This window comes from Sporomusa aerivorans, from assembly GCF_041428895.1.
Lineage (GTDB): Bacteria > Bacillota > Negativicutes > Sporomusales > Sporomusaceae > Sporomusa > Sporomusa aerivorans.
The window spans coordinates 235187-252993 of the sequence record NZ_CP156926.1; the positions used below are offsets into that span (position 1 = coordinate 235187).

17 protein-coding genes are annotated in these 17807 nt (G+C 47.8%); 15 read left to right on the forward strand and 2 right to left on the reverse strand.

What is annotated here, in order from left to right; all coding sequences use genetic code 11:
• Positions 1 to 23: 23 nt before the first annotated feature.
• The 5 genes from SATMO3_RS00965 to SATMO3_RS00985 all read left to right on the forward strand — a co-directional run bounded on the left by SATMO3_RS00965 (position 24) and on the right by SATMO3_RS00985 (position 6564).
• A complete protein-coding gene (locus tag SATMO3_RS00965; RefSeq protein ID WP_371376232.1) occupies positions 24 to 1235 on the forward strand; it encodes a response regulator in 1212 nt (403 codons plus the stop codon).
• A gap of 78 nt (positions 1236 to 1313) precedes the next feature.
• Entirely contained in the window at positions 1314 to 2447 is a 1134-nt protein-coding gene (locus SATMO3_RS00970; RefSeq protein WP_371376235.1) for a sensor histidine kinase, read from the forward strand.
• A 141-nt stretch (positions 2448 to 2588) separates the two neighbouring features.
• A complete protein-coding gene (locus SATMO3_RS00975; RefSeq protein ID WP_371376238.1) occupies positions 2589 to 3659 on the forward strand; it encodes a hypothetical protein in 1071 nt (356 codons plus the stop codon).
• 512 nt (positions 3660 to 4171) lie between these two features.
• Positions 4172 to 5275 (forward strand): carboxynorspermidine decarboxylase, encoded by a 1104-nt coding sequence (nspC, locus tag SATMO3_RS00980; protein ID WP_371376241.1) that lies wholly within the window; start codon positions 4172 to 4174, stop codon positions 5273 to 5275.
• Between the two features lie 29 nt (positions 5276 to 5304).
• Positions 5305 to 6564: a saccharopine dehydrogenase family protein gene (locus SATMO3_RS00985; RefSeq protein ID WP_371376244.1), complete on the forward strand. Its 1260-nt coding sequence runs from the start codon at positions 5305 to 5307 to the stop codon at positions 6562 to 6564.
• Between the two features lie 64 nt (positions 6565 to 6628).
• Here the strand turns inward: SATMO3_RS00985 and SATMO3_RS00990 are convergent, their stop codons facing one another.
• Positions 6629 to 7285, reverse strand: coding sequence for a flavodoxin family protein (locus SATMO3_RS00990; protein WP_371376247.1), 657 nt, complete (start codon positions 7283 to 7285; stop codon positions 6629 to 6631).
• Between the two features lie 115 nt (positions 7286 to 7400).
• Here SATMO3_RS00990 and SATMO3_RS00995 point away from each other — a divergent pair, with 115 nt between their 5' ends.
• The 8 genes from SATMO3_RS00995 (at position 7401) to SATMO3_RS01030 (ending at position 14518) form a co-directional block, all read left to right on the forward strand.
• Positions 7401 to 7739: a winged helix-turn-helix transcriptional regulator gene (locus SATMO3_RS00995; RefSeq protein ID WP_371376250.1), complete on the forward strand. Its 339-nt coding sequence runs from the start codon at positions 7401 to 7403 to the stop codon at positions 7737 to 7739.
• A gap of 30 nt (positions 7740 to 7769) precedes the next feature.
• Positions 7770 to 8645, forward strand: coding sequence for an MBL fold metallo-hydrolase (locus SATMO3_RS01000; RefSeq protein ID WP_371376252.1), 876 nt, complete (start codon positions 7770 to 7772; stop codon positions 8643 to 8645).
• Positions 8646 to 8714: 69 nt separating this feature from the next.
• On the forward strand, positions 8715 to 9080 hold the full coding sequence (locus SATMO3_RS01005; protein WP_371376254.1) for a zinc-ribbon domain-containing protein: 366 nt from the start codon (positions 8715 to 8717) through the stop codon (positions 9078 to 9080).
• A 445-nt stretch (positions 9081 to 9525) separates the two neighbouring features.
• Positions 9526 to 10071: a SiaB family protein kinase gene (locus SATMO3_RS01010; RefSeq protein WP_371376256.1), complete on the forward strand. Its 546-nt coding sequence runs from the start codon at positions 9526 to 9528 to the stop codon at positions 10069 to 10071.
• 10 nt (positions 10072 to 10081) lie between these two features.
• Complete coding sequence (locus SATMO3_RS01015) at positions 10082 to 10477, forward strand: DUF1987 domain-containing protein (RefSeq protein ID WP_371376258.1); 396 nt, start codon at positions 10082 to 10084, stop codon at positions 10475 to 10477.
• The gene (locus SATMO3_RS01020; RefSeq protein ID WP_371376260.1) at positions 10470 to 12347 is read left to right on the forward strand and encodes a SpoIIE family protein phosphatase; all 1878 of its coding nucleotides are present in this window, start codon (positions 10470 to 10472) and stop codon (positions 12345 to 12347) included. Before SATMO3_RS01015 ends, SATMO3_RS01020 begins: the two co-directional genes overlap by 8 nt.
• The gene (locus SATMO3_RS01025; RefSeq protein ID WP_371376263.1) at positions 12347 to 13963 is read left to right on the forward strand and encodes a diguanylate cyclase domain-containing protein; all 1617 of its coding nucleotides are present in this window, start codon (positions 12347 to 12349) and stop codon (positions 13961 to 13963) included. Before SATMO3_RS01020 ends, SATMO3_RS01025 begins: the two co-directional genes overlap by 1 nt.
• A 120-nt stretch (positions 13964 to 14083) precedes the next feature.
• Positions 14084 to 14518: a HutP family protein gene (locus SATMO3_RS01030; RefSeq protein WP_371376266.1), complete on the forward strand. Its 435-nt coding sequence runs from the start codon at positions 14084 to 14086 to the stop codon at positions 14516 to 14518.
• A 95-nt stretch (positions 14519 to 14613) separates the two neighbouring features.
• On the opposite strand, the gene SATMO3_RS01035 is transcribed toward SATMO3_RS01030, so the two are convergent.
• Positions 14614 to 15339 carry a polysaccharide deacetylase family protein gene (locus SATMO3_RS01035; RefSeq protein WP_371376268.1) on the reverse strand — a complete coding sequence of 242 codons (726 nt, stop codon included), beginning with the start codon at positions 15337 to 15339 and terminating at the stop codon, positions 14614 to 14616.
• Positions 15340 to 15605: 266 nt separating this feature from the next.
• On the opposite strand from SATMO3_RS01035, the gene SATMO3_RS01040 reads away from it, so the two are divergent.
• Together SATMO3_RS01040 and SATMO3_RS01045 are read left to right on the forward strand one after the other, a co-directional pair.
• Positions 15606 to 17078 carry an aminotransferase class I/II-fold pyridoxal phosphate-dependent enzyme gene (locus tag SATMO3_RS01040; protein ID WP_371381648.1) on the forward strand — a complete coding sequence of 491 codons (1473 nt, stop codon included), beginning with the start codon at positions 15606 to 15608 and terminating at the stop codon, positions 17076 to 17078.
• A gap of 10 nt (positions 17079 to 17088) precedes the next feature.
• Positions 17089 to 17769: a dTMP kinase gene (locus tag SATMO3_RS01045; protein WP_371376270.1), complete on the forward strand. Its 681-nt coding sequence runs from the start codon at positions 17089 to 17091 to the stop codon at positions 17767 to 17769.
• The last annotated feature ends 38 nt before the right edge of the window (positions 17770 to 17807 follow it).

Sequence of the window (17807 nt, forward strand, 5' to 3'; positions counted from 1 at the left end):
AACCCATTCAGGGGGTAACTCTGATGTCTGCGAAAATTAATGTACTTATTGCCGATGATATGGCAGCAACCAGGGAAAGTATATGTGAGCTGCTGGCTTTAGATAAGGGCATTCAGGTTGTAGGTCAGGCGGCGACAGGGGCGGAGGCGGTGGAAATGGTGAAAACGCTGCAGCCGGACGTTGTTCTGATGGATATTAATATGCCGGGTATGGATGGAATTACGGCGACAAGGCAGATTGCGGCGGAAAATCCCCATACCTGCATTGTTGTTATGAGTGTTCAGGGAGAGCTGGAATATATTAAGAAAGCTATAGCGGCTGGCGCCAAGAACTTCCTGATTAAGCCGTTTATGACCGAAAAACTGCTCTCTACCATCAAAGCGGGTTATGCCAAGGAGCGGCAGGGAGACGGTGGTGAGCCATTGAACCGGCGGGAAGAGCAGGGGAAAATTATTACGGTATACAGTTCCAAAGGCGGGACCGGCAAAACGACGATTGCCACAAACTTAGCTGTGGCGCTCGCGGCAGAGACCGGTGAGCAAGTCGGTATAGTGGATGCCGACTTGCAATTTGGTGATGTCGCCTTATTCCTAAGCCTTATACCCCGGGCGACCATAGCTGATTTAGTGTGTGATATCGAAAAGCCGGACAGACCTGATCTGAAAGGCTACCTATCTTATTTTAACCGTGACGTACAGTTGCTGCCTGCTCCTAACCGGCCGGAGCAGGCAGCAACCATAACAGGCAGTCATTTGACGGCTATTTTAGAGACTATGCGCAAAAAGTTCAGATATACGGTTATTGATACGGCTGCGGCATATTCTGAAAACATGCTGGCGGTGCTTGACGCTGCCGATATCGTACTGGTGGTTGCCGCCCTGGATTTGCCAACGATAAAAAATGTCAAACTATGCTTGGAGGTAATGGAGTCACGTAAACACAGTCCGGGGAAAGTAAAAGTAATTCTTAACAAAGTGGATATTGCCGAGCAGGGTATCAATATAGATGAGATCGAGGAAAGCCTGCAGTATAAGGTAACGGCAACGATACCCAACGATACTAAGGTTGTTGTGGCTTCGGTCAATCGCGGCGTTCCTTTTGTGTTCAGTCATCCAGACACACCGGTAGCACATAGTTTATTTGACTTAGCCCGGCTGGTTGCCGGCAGCTCCTGGCGGGAACAGGAACCTCCGCTGCTCGGGGCTGCTGATATTATTAAGCGACTGTTATGTTAGTTGTGAGAAGTCCGGCAGGATATGCGCCCGATATGGCGAATGTGCTTTATATGCATTGATAGCAAGAGTGGTGACAGGATGATAAACCTTGACGCAAAGGTTTTAGATAAAATTGTAAAAAATACTATCGCAGCAGTTGAAAAAAGTAAATCGCAAATATTCGATATATACGAAGCAGCCAGGGCTGAAGCAGAAAAAATCCGGCAGGATGTCGAGCGAACCAAACAGGAAACGGCTGATATTATTTTCAGAGTGGATGAATTGGAGAAACGGGAGCGCCGGTCACGCCTGAGGCTGATGGAGGTCAGTCGTAATTTCCGGAAATATACTGAAGCGGACATAAAAGCGGCTTACGAGGATACCAGTAATGTTCAGCTTGAACTGGCCATGGCCAGGCTGCAGGAGCAGAATTTACGGCGCCAGCGCGATGATTGTGAACTGCGGCTTAAAGCACTCAAAAGTACTGTGGAGAAGGCCGAAAGCCTGGTCTCACAAGTGGGCGCCGTACTTGGCTATTTAGGCAGCCAGATGGGGACGGTTATGAGCCAGCTTGAAACGCTCCAGGCCAGCCAGGTCTTTGGGGCCAAGATTATTAAAGCCCAGGAAGAAGAACGGCGGCGTGTGGCCCGGGAAATACATGATGGTCCTGCCCAGTCCATGGCCAATATTGTTTTCCGGGCCGAGGTCTGTGAACGCCTGATAGAAACAGATATTGTCAGGGCCAAAGAGGAGCTGTCCGATTTGCGAGAGCAGGTAAGGGTGGCCCTCAGGGAAACACGGAAGATTATTTTTGATCTCAGGCCGATGACCCTTGATGATTTAGGGTTAGTGCCCACTCTTCGCCGCGTGCTCGAAACCGTCAAAGAACGCAGCTTAATTTTTACCGAACTTAAGATTCTGGGGCAGGAGAAGCGGCTGGACGCGCATGTTGAGATTGGTCTATTCCGTATCATACAAGAAGCGCTTAATAATGTCGAAAAACATTCCCGGGCTGCAAACGCCTGGGTACGTATTGATTTTCGTGCCAGTGTGGTATCGGCAGTAGTTGAGGATGACGGCCAGGGATTTGATTCAGCCGAGTCGGTCGGTAAGGAAAGTTTTGGCCTGATGGGTATGCGGGAACGTATTAATCTTTTGCGGGGTGAACTTAGTGTAAAATCCGAAGCCGGCAAGGGGACACGGGTTTTTATCACAGTTCCGCTCAAGCAATAGAATGGCTCATAGCGACTACGGGTTTAAGTTACAACAAAGTTGTATTGAAGGCAAAACCCTGCAGGTTCTTGGTGAGCTTGCAGGGTTCTTTATTGTTGAGAAGCAGATTAAAAAACATATGTTGTCAGTTGGAGGTAACAAATGTACTACACAGCAAAGATTATTTTTATTATGATGTGGTTGTGTCTGGCCGGTCTGGGAGGTCAGTCAATAGCGGCAGCCGCGGGATTACAGGGTATGAATATAGAAAACCTGCCGGAATGGGAAGCCAAAAGCACTTCCTTTGGCGGGAAATTACTGCTTTCCGATAGCCCTGAGATGGTATATACAGACGGCATTCTGTACCAGGATACGGTATCAGGCCGTGTTCGCCTTTTCTTTTACCATGTTAACGCCACCAATGATGTAAAAAAACTGGATGTTCTTCTGGAAAATAACGGTCATGAGCCTGTTCGGGTGACTGTCGGTCAGGCAAGCTTAGGCGGTCCGGGGTATGACTGGATGGCAACAGGCAAGGAAGCGCAGTCGGCCTACATGGCCGCTAATCAATCTTGTCAGCTTACTATTCCGCCGGGAGGGGTCCTGCCGCTAGCGGCGGACATCAGCCGGACGGCCATGCTGCCCAATATGTTGATCAACGGAATATATGACCTGACTGCTGACCACCCGGTAACTGTTAAGGTTATGATGCTGCCGGTGACTGAAGACAGCCGGAAGTTTTCCCGGACGGCAGCCGTACTGCCGGCTGACCAGTGGCGGCTGCGCGGTACCTTTGAAGGCGCTAACCGCATAATTTCACCAACCAGGGCATATGACCCGCAAACCGACGGGGTTCTGGGGCTGACGCTGGCCGACAACCAGTTGGATGTTTATTTGCGGGGAATCGATGCTACCGACAATACGCCGGTTATTAACTATGGCAATTATGGCGTGGTTTATCAGATCATGCTGCCCTCAAAGACCGGCGGGAAAGTAGCCTATTACCTAACCCCCTTAGGAGGATCTTACGCCGGCGCCATCGGTATTACTCATCCTGAAGTAAGCTGGAGCCCGGTTGCAACGCCACAGGGACGGCTATATTTCGGTGAAAACAAGCATCGCAGCGAGTTTGCATTTTTAGGTACATATGAAAGCGGGGACCCTTTGTCCTTTACCTTCAGCCCGCCGGGGGCCTCTAATCTGCCGGTCAAAATTATTGTTGTGCCGCAATAAGGGTAAATTAATTCGCCTGCAATCTTTAGCTGAAATTTACATTTCTATAACAGGAATCTCAAGGAAAAAGGCTTGTCAGCTTGAATTTAATAAATAATGAGTTACAGCTTTCGTCCAGGCACGGAGTAAGTTGTTGCGAGTTAGGCTGCTTCAGCACAGGCGGCCGGCGGCCGGGGAGACGTATCTGTTTGCATGGCAGGTGTTGGTATCTGCATCAGTAAGACATATTATAGCGGAGAAAAATGATATTTTGCAGGAATTTTCGATTGTTTTTAAAGAATAATCGACAAATGCGCTCGATTTTGCTATTATTAGTGTCGTAGAAAAAAATTGGGATGCAAAATTATCAGTTGATGAGCCTACCCTTGACTGGAGGGTAATTAATTTCTACCATTGCTGCTTTGTTCTCTTCGAATCCGCCAGGGTTGATGGGGCGAGGCGGCTTATTTTGATATTGTTCCTCCGGGCCGGAGCGGCTCGCAGGAGACTACCAACGAAACAGGAGTAATAACATGAAACTTGCCACCCCTTACTATCTGATTGATGAACAGAAACTGATGCGTAATTTAAAAATTATTGAGCAGGTGCGCCAGCTCTCCGGGGCTAAGTCGGTTTTGGCGCTAAAATGTTTTTCCACCTGGTGTGTGTTCGACTTAATGTGCCAGTATATGGATGGTACGACCTCAAGCTCACTGTTTGAAGCCAAACTGGGTTATGAGAAGTTCGGTAAGGAGACACATGCTTATTGTGTCGGTTATTCACCGGAAGACATCCAGGCTGTCGCTCAATTTGCCGATAAAATTATCTTTAACTCGGTTTCCCAGTTAGAGATGTATTATGATATTGCCCGGTCTGCCAAAGTGGGGCTTCGTGTCAATCCCGGACTCAGCCACTCGCATTTTGATCTCGCCGATCCGGCGCGGAAGTTTTCGCGGTTGGGTGTGGTGAATAAGGCTGAACTTGTACGGCAGCTTCCCCGCCTCAGCGGTTTAATGGTTCATTATAACTGTGAAAATGATGATTTTGATATTTTCTCCAGGCAGCTGGACTTCCTTGGCGGCTGTTATGGCGACCTGCTCAAAGAACTGCAGTGGATTAGTCTTGGCGGCGGCCTGTACTTTACCAAAGAGGGCTACCCGGTGGAAAAGTTCTGCAGTAAGTTGCGGGAGTTTGCCGCTGAATTTAATCTCCAAATATACTTGGAACCGGGAGAAAGCGCTATTACCGGCAGTGCCGAGCTGGTTACAAGTGTAGTCGACCTGGTGCATAATGAGATGGATATAGCCATTGTTGACGCTTCTGTAGAAGCACATATGCTGGACCTTCTGATTTACCGTTTAGCAGCCAAAATGGAAAATGGCGACGGCGGCGATTATAGGTATATGGTGGCAGGACGCTCCTGTCTTGCCGGCGATGTTTTTGGCACATTCAATTTTACTGAAAAGCTTAAAATCGGCAGTGAAATACGTTTTGCCGATGCAGCTGGTTATACTATGGTAAAGAAGAACTGGTTCAACGGCCTGCAGATGCCGGCCATTGCCGTGCGGCGGCTGGATGGCAGTATACAAGTTGTCCGGACGTTTACTTATACAGATTTCATTAATAATTTATCATAAATATTTTTTTACAAGTAAAGGAGAGAAAAATGAGAAAAAATGTTCTAATTGTCGGTGCTGGCGGCGTGAGTCATGTTGTTGCCCACAAATGTGCGATGAATAACGATGTGTTGGGTGATATTTGCATCGCCTCGCGTACCCAGCAAAAATGTGATGCCATTATTGAAAGCGTACTGCGCAAGAATCATCTGAAAGATCCGTCGAAAAAATTGTATTCCCGCAAAGTGGATGCGCTGAACATCCCGGAACTGATTGAACTGATCAGGGAAACGCAATCAGAGATTGTTATTAATGTCGGTCAATCCTACGTCAATATGTCGGTCTTGGAAGCCTGCATCGAGACCGGGGCTGTGTATATGGATACCGCTATTCATGAAGAGCCGGACAAGGTTTGCGAAAATCCGCCCTGGTATGCCAACTATGAGTGGAAACGCCAAGAACGCTGCCAAGAAAAAGGCGTTACCGCTATCTTGGGTATCGGCTTTGATCCCGGAGTTGTTAACGCCTGGTGCGCCCTGGCCCAAAGAGAGTATTTCGACACCATTGACACCATTGACATCCTGGATGTTAATGCCGGCAGTCATGGCAAATATTTTGCCACTAATTTTGATCCCGAGATTAATTTCCGGGAGTTTAGAAAAGTATGGACCTGGATAGACCGGAAATGGGTGTTGCAAAAGGTTCACTCCATACGTATGGACTATGATTTTCCGGTTGTTGGTAAGTGCCCGGTATACTTGACCGGACATGATGAGCTGCATTCTCTTTCCAAGAATATTGCCGCTAACTCGATTCGTTTCTGGATGGGTTTTGGCGATCACTATCTAAATGTGTTTTCCGTGCTGACCAATATCGGTCTTACTTCGGAAAAACCCATCAAGATAGCCGATGGTGTGGAGATTGCGCCTCTCAAGGTATTAAAGGCCTTACTGCCTGATCCGTCTTCCCTGGCGCCCGGCTATACCGGCAAAACCTGTATTGGCAATTATATCCGGGGAACTAAAGATAATAAAGAGCGGGCTATTTTTATCTACAATACTTGTGATCATGCGGAATGCTACCGGGAAGTTGAGTCCCAGGCCATCAGCTATACGGCCGGGGTACCGGCCGCCGCCGCCGCCATCTTAGTGGCCCGCGGTGACTGGGATGTCAAACATATGGTGAACGTCGAAGAATTGGATCCCAAGCCGTTTATCGCGTTACTGGACACCATGGGCTTGCCTACCGAGGTTAGCGAGGCCCCTGTACCTTTCGAACCGCCGGTTATTGAATCATTAGAGTCTGTCTGACAATAATAAGGGGCTGCTTCAATGAACTTGAGGCAGCCCCTTCGTCTATTTCTTTACTAATTTTTTATAAGCCGGTTGTTTTAGCTGCAAAGCGTACTCCCATGCTAAAAGCTTTTTCGCAGTCAGCGGGGAATCTCTCTTGTCTGGATTTGGCCTTATCAGCCTCATTAAAAGCAGTTACAACATATTTAGAATAATCGTCAAACTGATATGTATCGTTTGCATATAAGGCTTCGCACGCTCCGAAGGTTCTTCCCAAGGCTGCTTCGACTGCGCTGAGATTTTGTGGATAGCCCATTGTTTGCATTCTGGTTTCATCAACATTCATGGTGTAAATAAAGCCAATAGGGATCTTTTTCGGAAACAATGAAGAATAATTGGTGTCATATACTAAGTACTGAAATACCATGCGTTCAAGGAATGAACGCATTTCACCCGTGACATTCCCGAGATAGATGGGTGACCCCAGAATAATGGCATCGGCATTCGCCACTTTTTCCAGGACTGGCGTCAACTCGTCCTGGAACGCACATCTGCCATAGCTTTTGCCAGCTTTGCGCTTGCAGGCAAAACAGCTTATACAGCCTTTGAAATTAAGATCATATAGATGGATGAGCTCGGTGCCGGCTCCCTGCGAAGCGGCTCCTTCCAGGGCCTTGCTGAGTAATGTGGCCGTATTCCAGTTTTTTCGCGGACTTCCGTTAACAGCTAATACATTCATACGCGATACCTCCTGTTATATTGCTACTTGATCGTCTGCTTTAAATTATATATTATTTTATTAGAATAGGAAGTATGCACTTTTTGGGTAGATACTATACAAAAGGAGAGTAGAGATGGCAAACTGGCCGGGAGACTGCAATTGTGCTATTACTTATACCCTGTCTGTTGTCGGCGGTAAATGGAAATGGCTTATCCTCTACATGCTTGCCGACAAGGGGGTGCTTAGATATGGTGAACTAAAAAAGCTATTGCCTGCGATAACGCACAAAATGCTAAGCCATCAGCTCAAAGAGCTTGAGGCGCAGGCGCTAATTCGCCGGGAAGAATATCAGCAGATTCCGCCCAAAGTGGAGTATTCACTCACAACTAAAGGCCAGACACTCATGCCGATTCTCGAATTGATGCGTGAGTGGGGGATGCTTAACCGGCCGCCGAAAACGTCCGGCGAGTAGAAAAAAGACTGGGTAATAGGGAGAAGACGTATGGGTGTCAAGAATATCGGAACCGTGGGCAGCCGCGGCGTTGTGTTTACCTTTGAAGATAATATCTCGGTTTATTTGATTTGTGCAGACGAATATTGGTTCTTGTGTGATACGCACCTGGGACCGCTATCTATGGATTATATAAAGAAGTATCTGGCCGGCAGAGCCGGTAACAAAAGAATGATAGTATTTAATTCCCATTCGGACTGGGATCATGTCTGGGGAAATTGCGCATTTGCCGGCGATATCATTGTAGGTCACGAACTATGCCGGAAAAGGCTGAGCGAAATTGGCGGCTATGAACTGTCCGAGCTGAAGGCATTTCACCAGGGTTCAGTCGAATTGGTATTACCCAATGTGACCTTTAGCGACAAAATGGCCTTCGCAGCGGAGCAAATTGAATTTATCCATGCTCCCGGACACACTGCCGATTCTGCACTTTGCTTTGACCACAAGGATGCCGTTCTGTTTATCGGCGATCTGGTCGAATATCCGATTCCTTATCTGGATTTCGCCGATTTGGCCAGATATATTAATACGCTTACCTATCTTAAAGAATTTCCTGCTAAGACTATGGTGTCAGCCCACTCAGGAATTGTCAGCCGGGAACTGATTGAGGCTAATATTGCCTACATAAAGGCCGTCCAAGCGGGAAAAACAGTTGACCCCGCCGTTTACGGGCAATGCCCGCAGGTACATAATTTTAATATCAATAACCAGCTGTTCCTGCGATACGAGCAACTGATCAGGGACAAATTGGGCAGTAGGTTTGACTATATGGCTTTCCGCAGTAGCTTTGGCGATTTGAAAGAAATTGATTACGCGATATTATACCAGAATTTGCAGCAGTATTTGGCAGAATTGCCACAATTGTAACGAGCATGAAAAAATGGCTATGGATCTGGGCACACTAGGAGGAGAAAGGATATGGTGTGAGGCATAGTCATGTATTGTGATTTTTGTGGCAAGCAGCTTAGTACAAATGTGAAATACTGCCGGCATTGCGGCCGGTTGCTAATTGGCCGGCTGGAGGATACCAGGCCTTTACCTGTTATTGATGATGCCTTTTTAAGCAGAACTAAACAGCAGGTGGCTTCCTTGCCGTGGTCTGCGCTGGTTCCTCTGCGAAAAACGCCCCTCGACAAGGGTCGCCTGTGGCGAAAAGCTTATGAGCTGGCTTCGATAACGACGATCATAGCTATGCTGTATGTGCTCATGACTTTTGCCACAATTCAGCAGTATCAAATTCTGACGTCAATCCTGGGAGTAATCCTGGCCGCCCATGCCTGGCGCAGGAGCAGGTATAAGTAGCTGACTTAGGCCCGGCTTGTTGTGAAGCAAAAAAAGGCTTGACGCAATAATTGTTAGAATTTTAAACAGGTTAACGGTTAGTAATTTGTGCAGCGAAGCTTTGAGTGCCTATAGTCACTATATATTCGGCAGTAAGGCATGCCAACACACCGCCAGCCTGCAAGACTTTAATGCGTTGTATATGAGATAGTAGAGGGCAAAACTCTTCTGAGGGTTTTGTTCTTTTCTATTGGCCAGTTGTTGCATTTTTATTCTGTCAGGCTGAAGCCCAATCATTCAGACCGGGACAGGGGGAGTAAGACCAGCATTATTTGGGGTTAGTTTTTAACGCAAAAATAAGCAGCAGGATTTTGTTATCGTCTACCAAAAAGCAGGGAAGTGGAAAAGATTGTCGAAATATATTCCGTTATTGAACAGCCTAATTAGTTTTAGGGGGTTATATTTTATGACAATGGATTTACTGGATCTCCAAAAGTTATTACAAAATTTTGGAGTGCTCATAAGTTTTTCCGGTCGCTTCACACAGGAAATTATTGAGGAACTTGGCGGTGCTGTGAAAAAATATTTAGAAACAGAAGCTACCTCGCAGAATGATACATACAATGTCTTTGCCGTATTTATCGAGCAAACGCAAAACATTAAAAACTATAGTTCATTGCAAAGCAGTTCACTGGCCGGGGAACGGATAGCCAATTCCGGGATTGTCGCTATTGGCAAATCGGAGGAAGGCTATTTTGTATCGTCAGGGAATCTTGTGGCTACCGGGGATGTTGCCTTGCTTGCAGCAAGGCTGGACGAAATTGCGTCATTGGATAAGACTGGGCTAAAGAAGCTCTACAAGGAGCAATTAAAGAAGGAAATACCGCCAGGCTGTTCTGGCGCAGGTTTGGGTCTTATTGATATGGCACGCCGTGCCAGCAAACCATTGCATTATTCAGTGGTGCCGCTTGATGAAACAATCTCATTTTTTACTTTGAAGGCCTACGTTTAGGAGGATCTACATGGACAGGTTATATATTGAAAAAACCAAATCAACACCTGAGATATGCTTCGACCCTCAATGCAATACGTTGAGAATTGAAGGACAATCCTATCCCGAAAACGCATTTAAGTTTTATGAAGTGCTGTTTAACTGGCTGGATGAGTATTTGCAGCAACTGGAAGAAGCAGTGGTGCTGGAGATATATTTTCATATGCCGTATATAAATACCAGCAGCTCAAAATGTGTGATGATGCTGCTGGAAAAAGTGGAGAACGCCTACCAGCAGGGAAAAAAGGTAGCCGTTCGCTGGTATTATGACGCTGATAATGAGACAGCTTTGGAATGTGCGGAAGAATTTCAGGAAGATGTAATTCTGCCGTTTGAGATTCATCCGGTGGAGGAAGTAAATGAATAAGATAAACGGCGACCGGGAACCGCAGCCAGCTATTAAGGATGGAACTTATGACAGCGGGACGATTAAGGTCGTTGTTTTTGCTTGTGTAATTATTGTTCTGGCCGTCGTGCTTACCGGCAGCGTCGGTTACTTTATAACCCGCGATGCCGTTGTAGATAAACTAAAATCCCGGGATCTTGTTTATGCTCTCAAATCAATTACCTCCAAAATTGACGGCCGCGTTGAGCGGGCCAAGGAAACAGCGCTGATCTTGTCCCAAGACCCAACGATAATTCAATGGGTTGCAAGTGCGGAAGCTGACGAGCGTCTAGGTGAATATTCCCGGAAGAAGATTAATGATATCGCGCAAAACTATGATTATGCCAATTCCTTTATTGTCAGTGCCATTACCAAACATTACTGGGCGGAAGGTTCGAAATTAATTCAGGTTATGTCTGAAACCAGTCCCCATGACAAATGGTTTTATGACATGCTGCAGTCAGATAAGGCTGTGGACTTAAATATAGACTATAATACAGGCCGGCAGGATACCTATGTTTTTGTCAATGCGCTGGTAAAGGACGGGCAGCGGCCGGTTGCCGTCACCGGTGTGGGGCTAAGCCTCAAGTCCATTGCCGCTGAATTTCAAAGATACAAAGCGGCTGACCGCAGTAATTTGTGGCTGGTGGACAGTGAGGGAAAAATTCATTTAGCCGACGATTTTAGCCACAATGGCCGATACCTCAATGATTTTTTGCCAACAGAGGTTTGCGCGCTTGTTGTGCAGGATATGGACCGGCAGTCGACCGACCCCAAGGTGATTGAATATACGGCTGCCACCGGAGAAACCATGGATCTGGCCTATCAGTCCACAAAATCGACTGATTGGAAGGTTGTGTTCCAGGTACCCCGCAGCGAGAGCATTGCCCTGCTGGACAGTATTAAGCTTAATGCCGCTATCGCCGGATTGCTGACTCTGGTGTTAATGATATTTGTTTTTTATTTTGTGTCCTACCGTATTGCCGATCCGCTAAAGCGGGCGCTGCGCCTGACAAAAGAGATGGAAAGGCAGGTGGAGGAACGTACCCGGGAGCTATCTGAGAAAAACCAGAAGATTGTCGACAGCATAGATTATGCCAAAAGGCTGCAGGAATCCATCCTGGCGACACCGGCCGAAATAAGTGCGATTTTTAATGACTATTTTATTCTTTGGCAGCCCCGGGACATAGTCGGTGGTGACTTTTACTGGGTGCGGCCGGTTAGTCCGGACAAGAGCCTTGTTGCCGTGGGAGATTGCACCGGGCATGGGGTTCCGGGCGCGTTTATGACCATGGCTGTTAACTCGGTTCTCAAACACATTGTTGACCAGGACTGCACGGAACCTGCCCAGATTTTAGCTGAACTAAACCGCCGGCTGAAAGAAATATTGCACCGGAATCGTCGCGGGGACATAACCGATGATGGGCTGGACATCGGTATCTGTTGTATTAATCATAAACAGAGACAACTGGTATTTGCCGGGGCAAAAATCCCCCTCTTTATTTACCGGGACAGCCAGGTACATATCTTAAAGGGTGATAGACAGAGTATCGGTTACCGGCGTTCGAACCCGGATATGCAATTTACCGCCCATTGCTGGAATGTAAAGACAGGGGACCGGTTTTATCTGACAACAGACGGATATACTGACCAGAATGGCGGCAGCAAAGATTATTCGTTTGGCAGGAAAAGGCTGACTCAGCTCATTCTGGAGCAAGACTCCCGGGATTTGTCTGAACAGCAAGCCGCATTTATCGCTGCTCTGCGCGAATATATGGGGCGCGAGCAGCAACGGGATGATATTGCCATGATAGGGTTTTCCTGTGACGAAAGCCGGGCAGGTGCAGGGTAATGAGCAAAACCAATATTGATGAGAGCTTATTTGAGATTGAAACAAGAGTGCTGCAGCAAGCCGTAGCTAATCTGGCCAATGAACAATACCGGGAAAATGAACTTTTTCCCCAATATGCGGTTTTGGTCAACCATTACCAGAAACTGCTAAGAGCCACAAGAAAAGTTTTTCTGATTAGTGACAGTCAGGGCCGGGTTCTGCAGCGGCATCAAAGTGAACTGCAAAATTTATTGGACAATGCCAACCAGGGCTTTCTGACGTTTGGCCGGGACTTTAAGATCGACCGGCAGCACAGCGCCGAATGTACCAGGATTTTTGGCAGAAAAATTGCAGGGCGGGATATTACCGATCTTCTGGGCGGGGGAAGCCCGGTATTGCAGACCCAGTTGCAAGCAGTGCTGGCCAGAGTATTGGCTAAACCCAAGCGGTATGGCCAGCAGGTGCTGCAGGACCTGCCGGCTATTTTTCGGATAAATGAGAAAGATATCAGGGTGGAGTGTAAAGTAATATTCCGGACAGGAGAGGCGACTGTCGAAACGCTGGTGATGATGATCCTGACTGATATTACGGAAAGCCTGCGGGCTGAGGAACAAATCCGCTTCCTCAGTTATCATGACAAACTGACGTCTCTTTATAACCGGGCTCATGTGGAAGCCACACTCCCGGAACTGGAGAAGCTGCAAGCTTCGCCTGTGAGTATTATCCTGTTAGATATGAACGGGCTAAAGCTGGTTAACGATGTTTTTGGTCATCAGCAGGGCGATCTGTTATTGGTTTCACTGGCTGCCGTGTTAAAACAAGTCTGCCGTCAGGAGGATATTGCCGCCCGCTGGGGCGGTGATGAGTTTTTGATTTTAATGCCCGGTGCCAGCCAACAGGAGTGTGGCATAATTGGCGAACGTATTCGCTGCGCCTGTGAGCTGGTTGACAACTGCGCTATTCCTCTGAGTATCGCTATAGGCGCAGCGACGCAGGCTGCAGGCAGTATTCACTTTGAGGAAATGTTCAATATTGCCGAAAGCCGTATGTATAGTGATAAGATAATACAAGGGCGGGAAGTAAGAAGACGCATTGTTGCCAGTCTGGAAGGGAAGCTGCGCGAACAGTGCTTCGAAAGTGACGAACATAGCGGCAGAGTAAGACGGCTGGCCGTTGAGTTTGCAGAATTTCTGGGGTTTGGTTCCGGTTCAAGTGAAGTAAAATTGTTGGATCAGCTGGCAACCCTTCATGATATCGGCAAGGTTGCCGTGCCACGGGAGGTACTGGCTAAGACCGGAGTATTGACACCGGGTGAGTGGGAAATTGTGAAAAGTCATAGCGATATAGGGTACCGGATGGCTCAGTCTATTGGCGAGGCCGCTGTGGCCGATGTTTTGCTTGCTTTGCATGAACGCTGGGACGGCAGTGGTTATCCCTACGGGCTGAAAAAGGACGAGATTCCCCTCCTGGCGCGTATTTTTTCGCTTATAGAGGTATATGATGTAATCACCCATGACCGCCCTTACCGGGCGGCTATGGATAAGTTCGCCGCCTTGCAGGAAATCGAGTCAGGCAGCGGCTCGCAGTTTGACCCAGGGTTGACAAGGCGCTTTGTGGAATTCATCAGAAGACGCTAGTACCGTGATAACCCTAAGCCTGTGGCTTAGGCTGCGGGTATATCCTTCCATAACCGGGATTAACGAATATAGCGTCGTGAGTTGGTAACTCCAATAAAGGAAAGTAATAGGTACAGGCAAATGATTAGTTTGGGAAAATTGGCAATCTTACTTGTTTTACAGGATGAAACGGAAGAAGCCCTGCTCCGGCAACGGAGTAATGTTTTAGGATATAGGATCTATAAAGGCAAAGTGGGTTCGATGGATTCGGCTAAAATTTTTGCCGCAGTGGAAACAGCCGCGAAGCGTGAGGGATTTATCAGCAGTAATTACCGGGAAGAACATGCATTGTATCATAGTATTCTGGAAGCCTACCAGGGGATCTGCCGGGGACATTCAGGCCTGGGCAATGTGATGCGCAGCGCCGGTTTGCTATTTTGTATCGCCCGCGGTCCCCGTACACCTGGTAACCAGGATGACGGGGATTGGATAGCGGTTACTATGTATGGGTATATGGGAGCTCCCATGAAAGGCTTTGAGCACGAGGTGCTTGGCCTGGGGATGAATCCGATCTGATTGGTAATGCGGATCAATAAGGTTGAAAAAGCGGACAAACTCTGCAGAGTTTGTCCGCTTTGCATTTGAAAGCTTATCAGGGGAGGGGCCGGGTATTACCAAAAAGGAAGGAAGATGGATTTTATCGAAGGCCTGAGTTCGTTATATTGCATTAGCTCACTTACTGTAACAAACTCATAGCCTTGGGCCTGCAACTGGTCAATAATTACTCCGAGCGCCTTTGGTGTCGGCAGCGGATATTGTCCGTCATGAAGCAGAATGATGCTGCCAGGCTTGATCTCTTTTACCACTTTGTTAATAACCTGTTCGGTTGGGGGACAGCTCCAGTCCTGCGGATCAATTGACCACAAAATTACCGAATAACCTTTTTTATGTGCGGCTTCAACTATTTTGTTGTTATAAATTCCCCCCGGCGGCCTGAATAAGGTGGGCTTAGGTGCGACCTTCGAAATGGCCTGCTCGGCTTTGTCAAATTCCTCGGCAACTTTCTGCGGGCTCAGGTTAGGCAGCATAGGGTGACTGTAGGTATGGGTGCCGATTTCATGGCCGTCAGCTACCTCCTGGGCCACAATGGCGGGAAAATGGTCGGCGTTTATTCCGAGGACAAAGAAGGTTGCTTTAATATGCTTCTCACGCAGAATAGCCAAAATCTCCGGAGTTACTTTGTTGTGCGGCCCGTCGTCAATTGTCAGCGCAACTACTTTCTGCGTAGTGGGAATTCTGGAAATTGCCTGGGCGCTGTCGGCGGCATATTCATGGACCACTCCGGTTATAGCTGTCAAAAGCACTACCACATAAAAAACGAAATGATAGTTTTTCATCAGGGGTCCACTCCTTATTTATTCTTTTATAAGCCGATAGGCATTTTTCTGACCGGTCTTTCAATAGTCTAAATATATTCACTAACCACCAAATCATACTTCTTTATTTCTTAACAATTCCTAGCTTGCGGCAGGTTGGCAGGCAAGCAGCAAGGTGCATTTTGCCGGTTTTTTTCCCTTGGCAGCTTGTACCAGCGGTGGGTGTGTGCTAAAATATTTACAGTTTGTGAGGGTATACTAGGGTAATGAACCTAAAGGGCGGTGGCGTGATGCTTGACCAGACGCAAGTGCCATTACTGGCAGCGATGAAGAAATATGTACATGATGATGTTATTCCCTTTCATACGCCCGGACATAAAATGGGCAAAGGCATGCACCGGGTTTTAGGCGACTTAATGCCGCTGCAAACACTGGCGCTTGATTTGGCGCTGATGGCTGAGCTTGACGACCTGCATGAACCGCATGGGCCGATTAAGGCGGCGCAGGATTTGGCAGCTGATCTATATGGGGCGGATCACAGTTACTTGGTGGTGAACGGTACAACCGGCGGCATTTATGCCATGATTCTCACTATTGCCGGTCCCGGTGACAAAATCATTGTGCCGCGTAATGCCCACCGCTCTATCATCGGGGGCATTATTTTAAGTGGCGCCATCCCCGTTTTTATTCAGCCTGAGGTTGACAATGACCTGGGATTGGCTATGGGGGTTACGCCGGAGACGGTTTCGGCGGCGCTCAAGCAGCATCCGGACGCCAAGGGTGTGCTGATTATCAATCCTACCTACTACGGCGTAGCCACCAATCTGAAAGAAATCATTGATATTGTACACGCCTGCAATATTCCGGTTGTCGTCGACGAGGCGCACGGGCCGCATCTGAAATTTTCTGACAGGCTGCCTATTCAGGCGCTGGATGCCGGCGCTGATATTGTGGCGCAAAGTACTCATAAGATAATTGGCGCCTTAACGCAATGCTCGTTAGTGCACTGCCGCGAAGGCCGAATTCGGGTGCCGCGCCTGAAGGCCATGCTGCAGCTTGTACAGTCAACCAGCCCAAATTACATACTTATGGCCTCGCTGGATGTTGCCAGAATGCAAATGGCGACACAAGGCCGTGAACTGATCGAAAAAGCGGTTGATCTGGCTAACAAGGCCAGACAAGAGATAAATAAGATTCCCGGGCTGTATTGCTTCGGGGAAGAAAAACTGGGTAATCCCGGCGTATGCAGTATGGATCCGACTAAGGTAACGGTTACTGTCAAGGGATTGGGATTAAAAGGCGCCGAAGCTGAGCGGATTCTGCGGCATCAGTATAAAATTCAGGTGGAGTTGTCGGATGTTTATAATATTTTATTCCTGATAACTCTGGGGGACAGTGAACGGGAGGTCGACGCCCTTGTTGCCGCCTTGCGGGATATGGCGGCAACACACCATGGGACCAGAGATTTTTCTGCTATTCGCGAAATTTATACCGCCGGCAAATATCCTGAACCGCCCGAGCAAGTGATTTCCCCCCGGGACGCTTTGTTCGGCAATACCTGTATGGTGCCGTTCACTGATGCGGCCGGCATGATTTGCGCCGAGATTGTTACTTTTTATCCGCCGGGTATTCCCATTCTCTGCCCCGGGGAAAGAATTACCCAGGAGATCATTGATTATTGCCATGCTTTACAGAATGCAGACATGCATATCTCCGGACCGGAGGACTATTTGCTGAAAACCATTAAAGTTGTGGATTAGCGGAGGCGCCATGAAAGGAAAGCTCATTGTAATTGAAGGTACTGACGGCAGCGGGAAAGCTACTCAGTCCGGTCAGCTAAGCGTCCGGCTGGCGGCCGAGGGGGTACCTGTGCGTAAGGTGGATTATCCGAATTACCAGAGTCAGTCGTCGGCTTTGGTCAAGATGTATCTAAACGGTGAATTCGGCAACCGCCCGGAGGCTGTTAATGCGTATGCCGCGTCGGCCTTTTACGCGGTGGACAGGATTGCTTCTTATAAGAAGGACTGGGAGGATTTTTATCTAAACGGCGGCGTAGTTATTGCCGACAGGTACACCACTTCCAATATGATTCATCAGGCCGTAAAAATTGCCGATCAAGCCGCAAAAAAGAGCTATCTGGACTGGTTATGGGATTTTGAGTTTGCCAAGTGCGGCTTGCCGGTGCCTGACAAAGTTTTTTTTCTGGCAATGCCGCCCGCGGCAAGTCAGGAGCTTTTATGCGGACGGGAGAAAAAAAGCGGCGGTACACAGGATATTCACGAGCAGGACAGCCAGTATCTTGCCTATTGTTTTGCTAATGCCTGTGAAATTGCCGAACAATATAACTGGCATACTATCGAATGTTTACACAACGGAACTATTAAAACCATCGAACAGATTCACTCTGAAATTTATCAAGCAGTGAGGGACTTTTTGGGCAGAGCATACTAAGGGCTCTGCCTTTACTTGTCCTTAAAGAGTATAGTTTT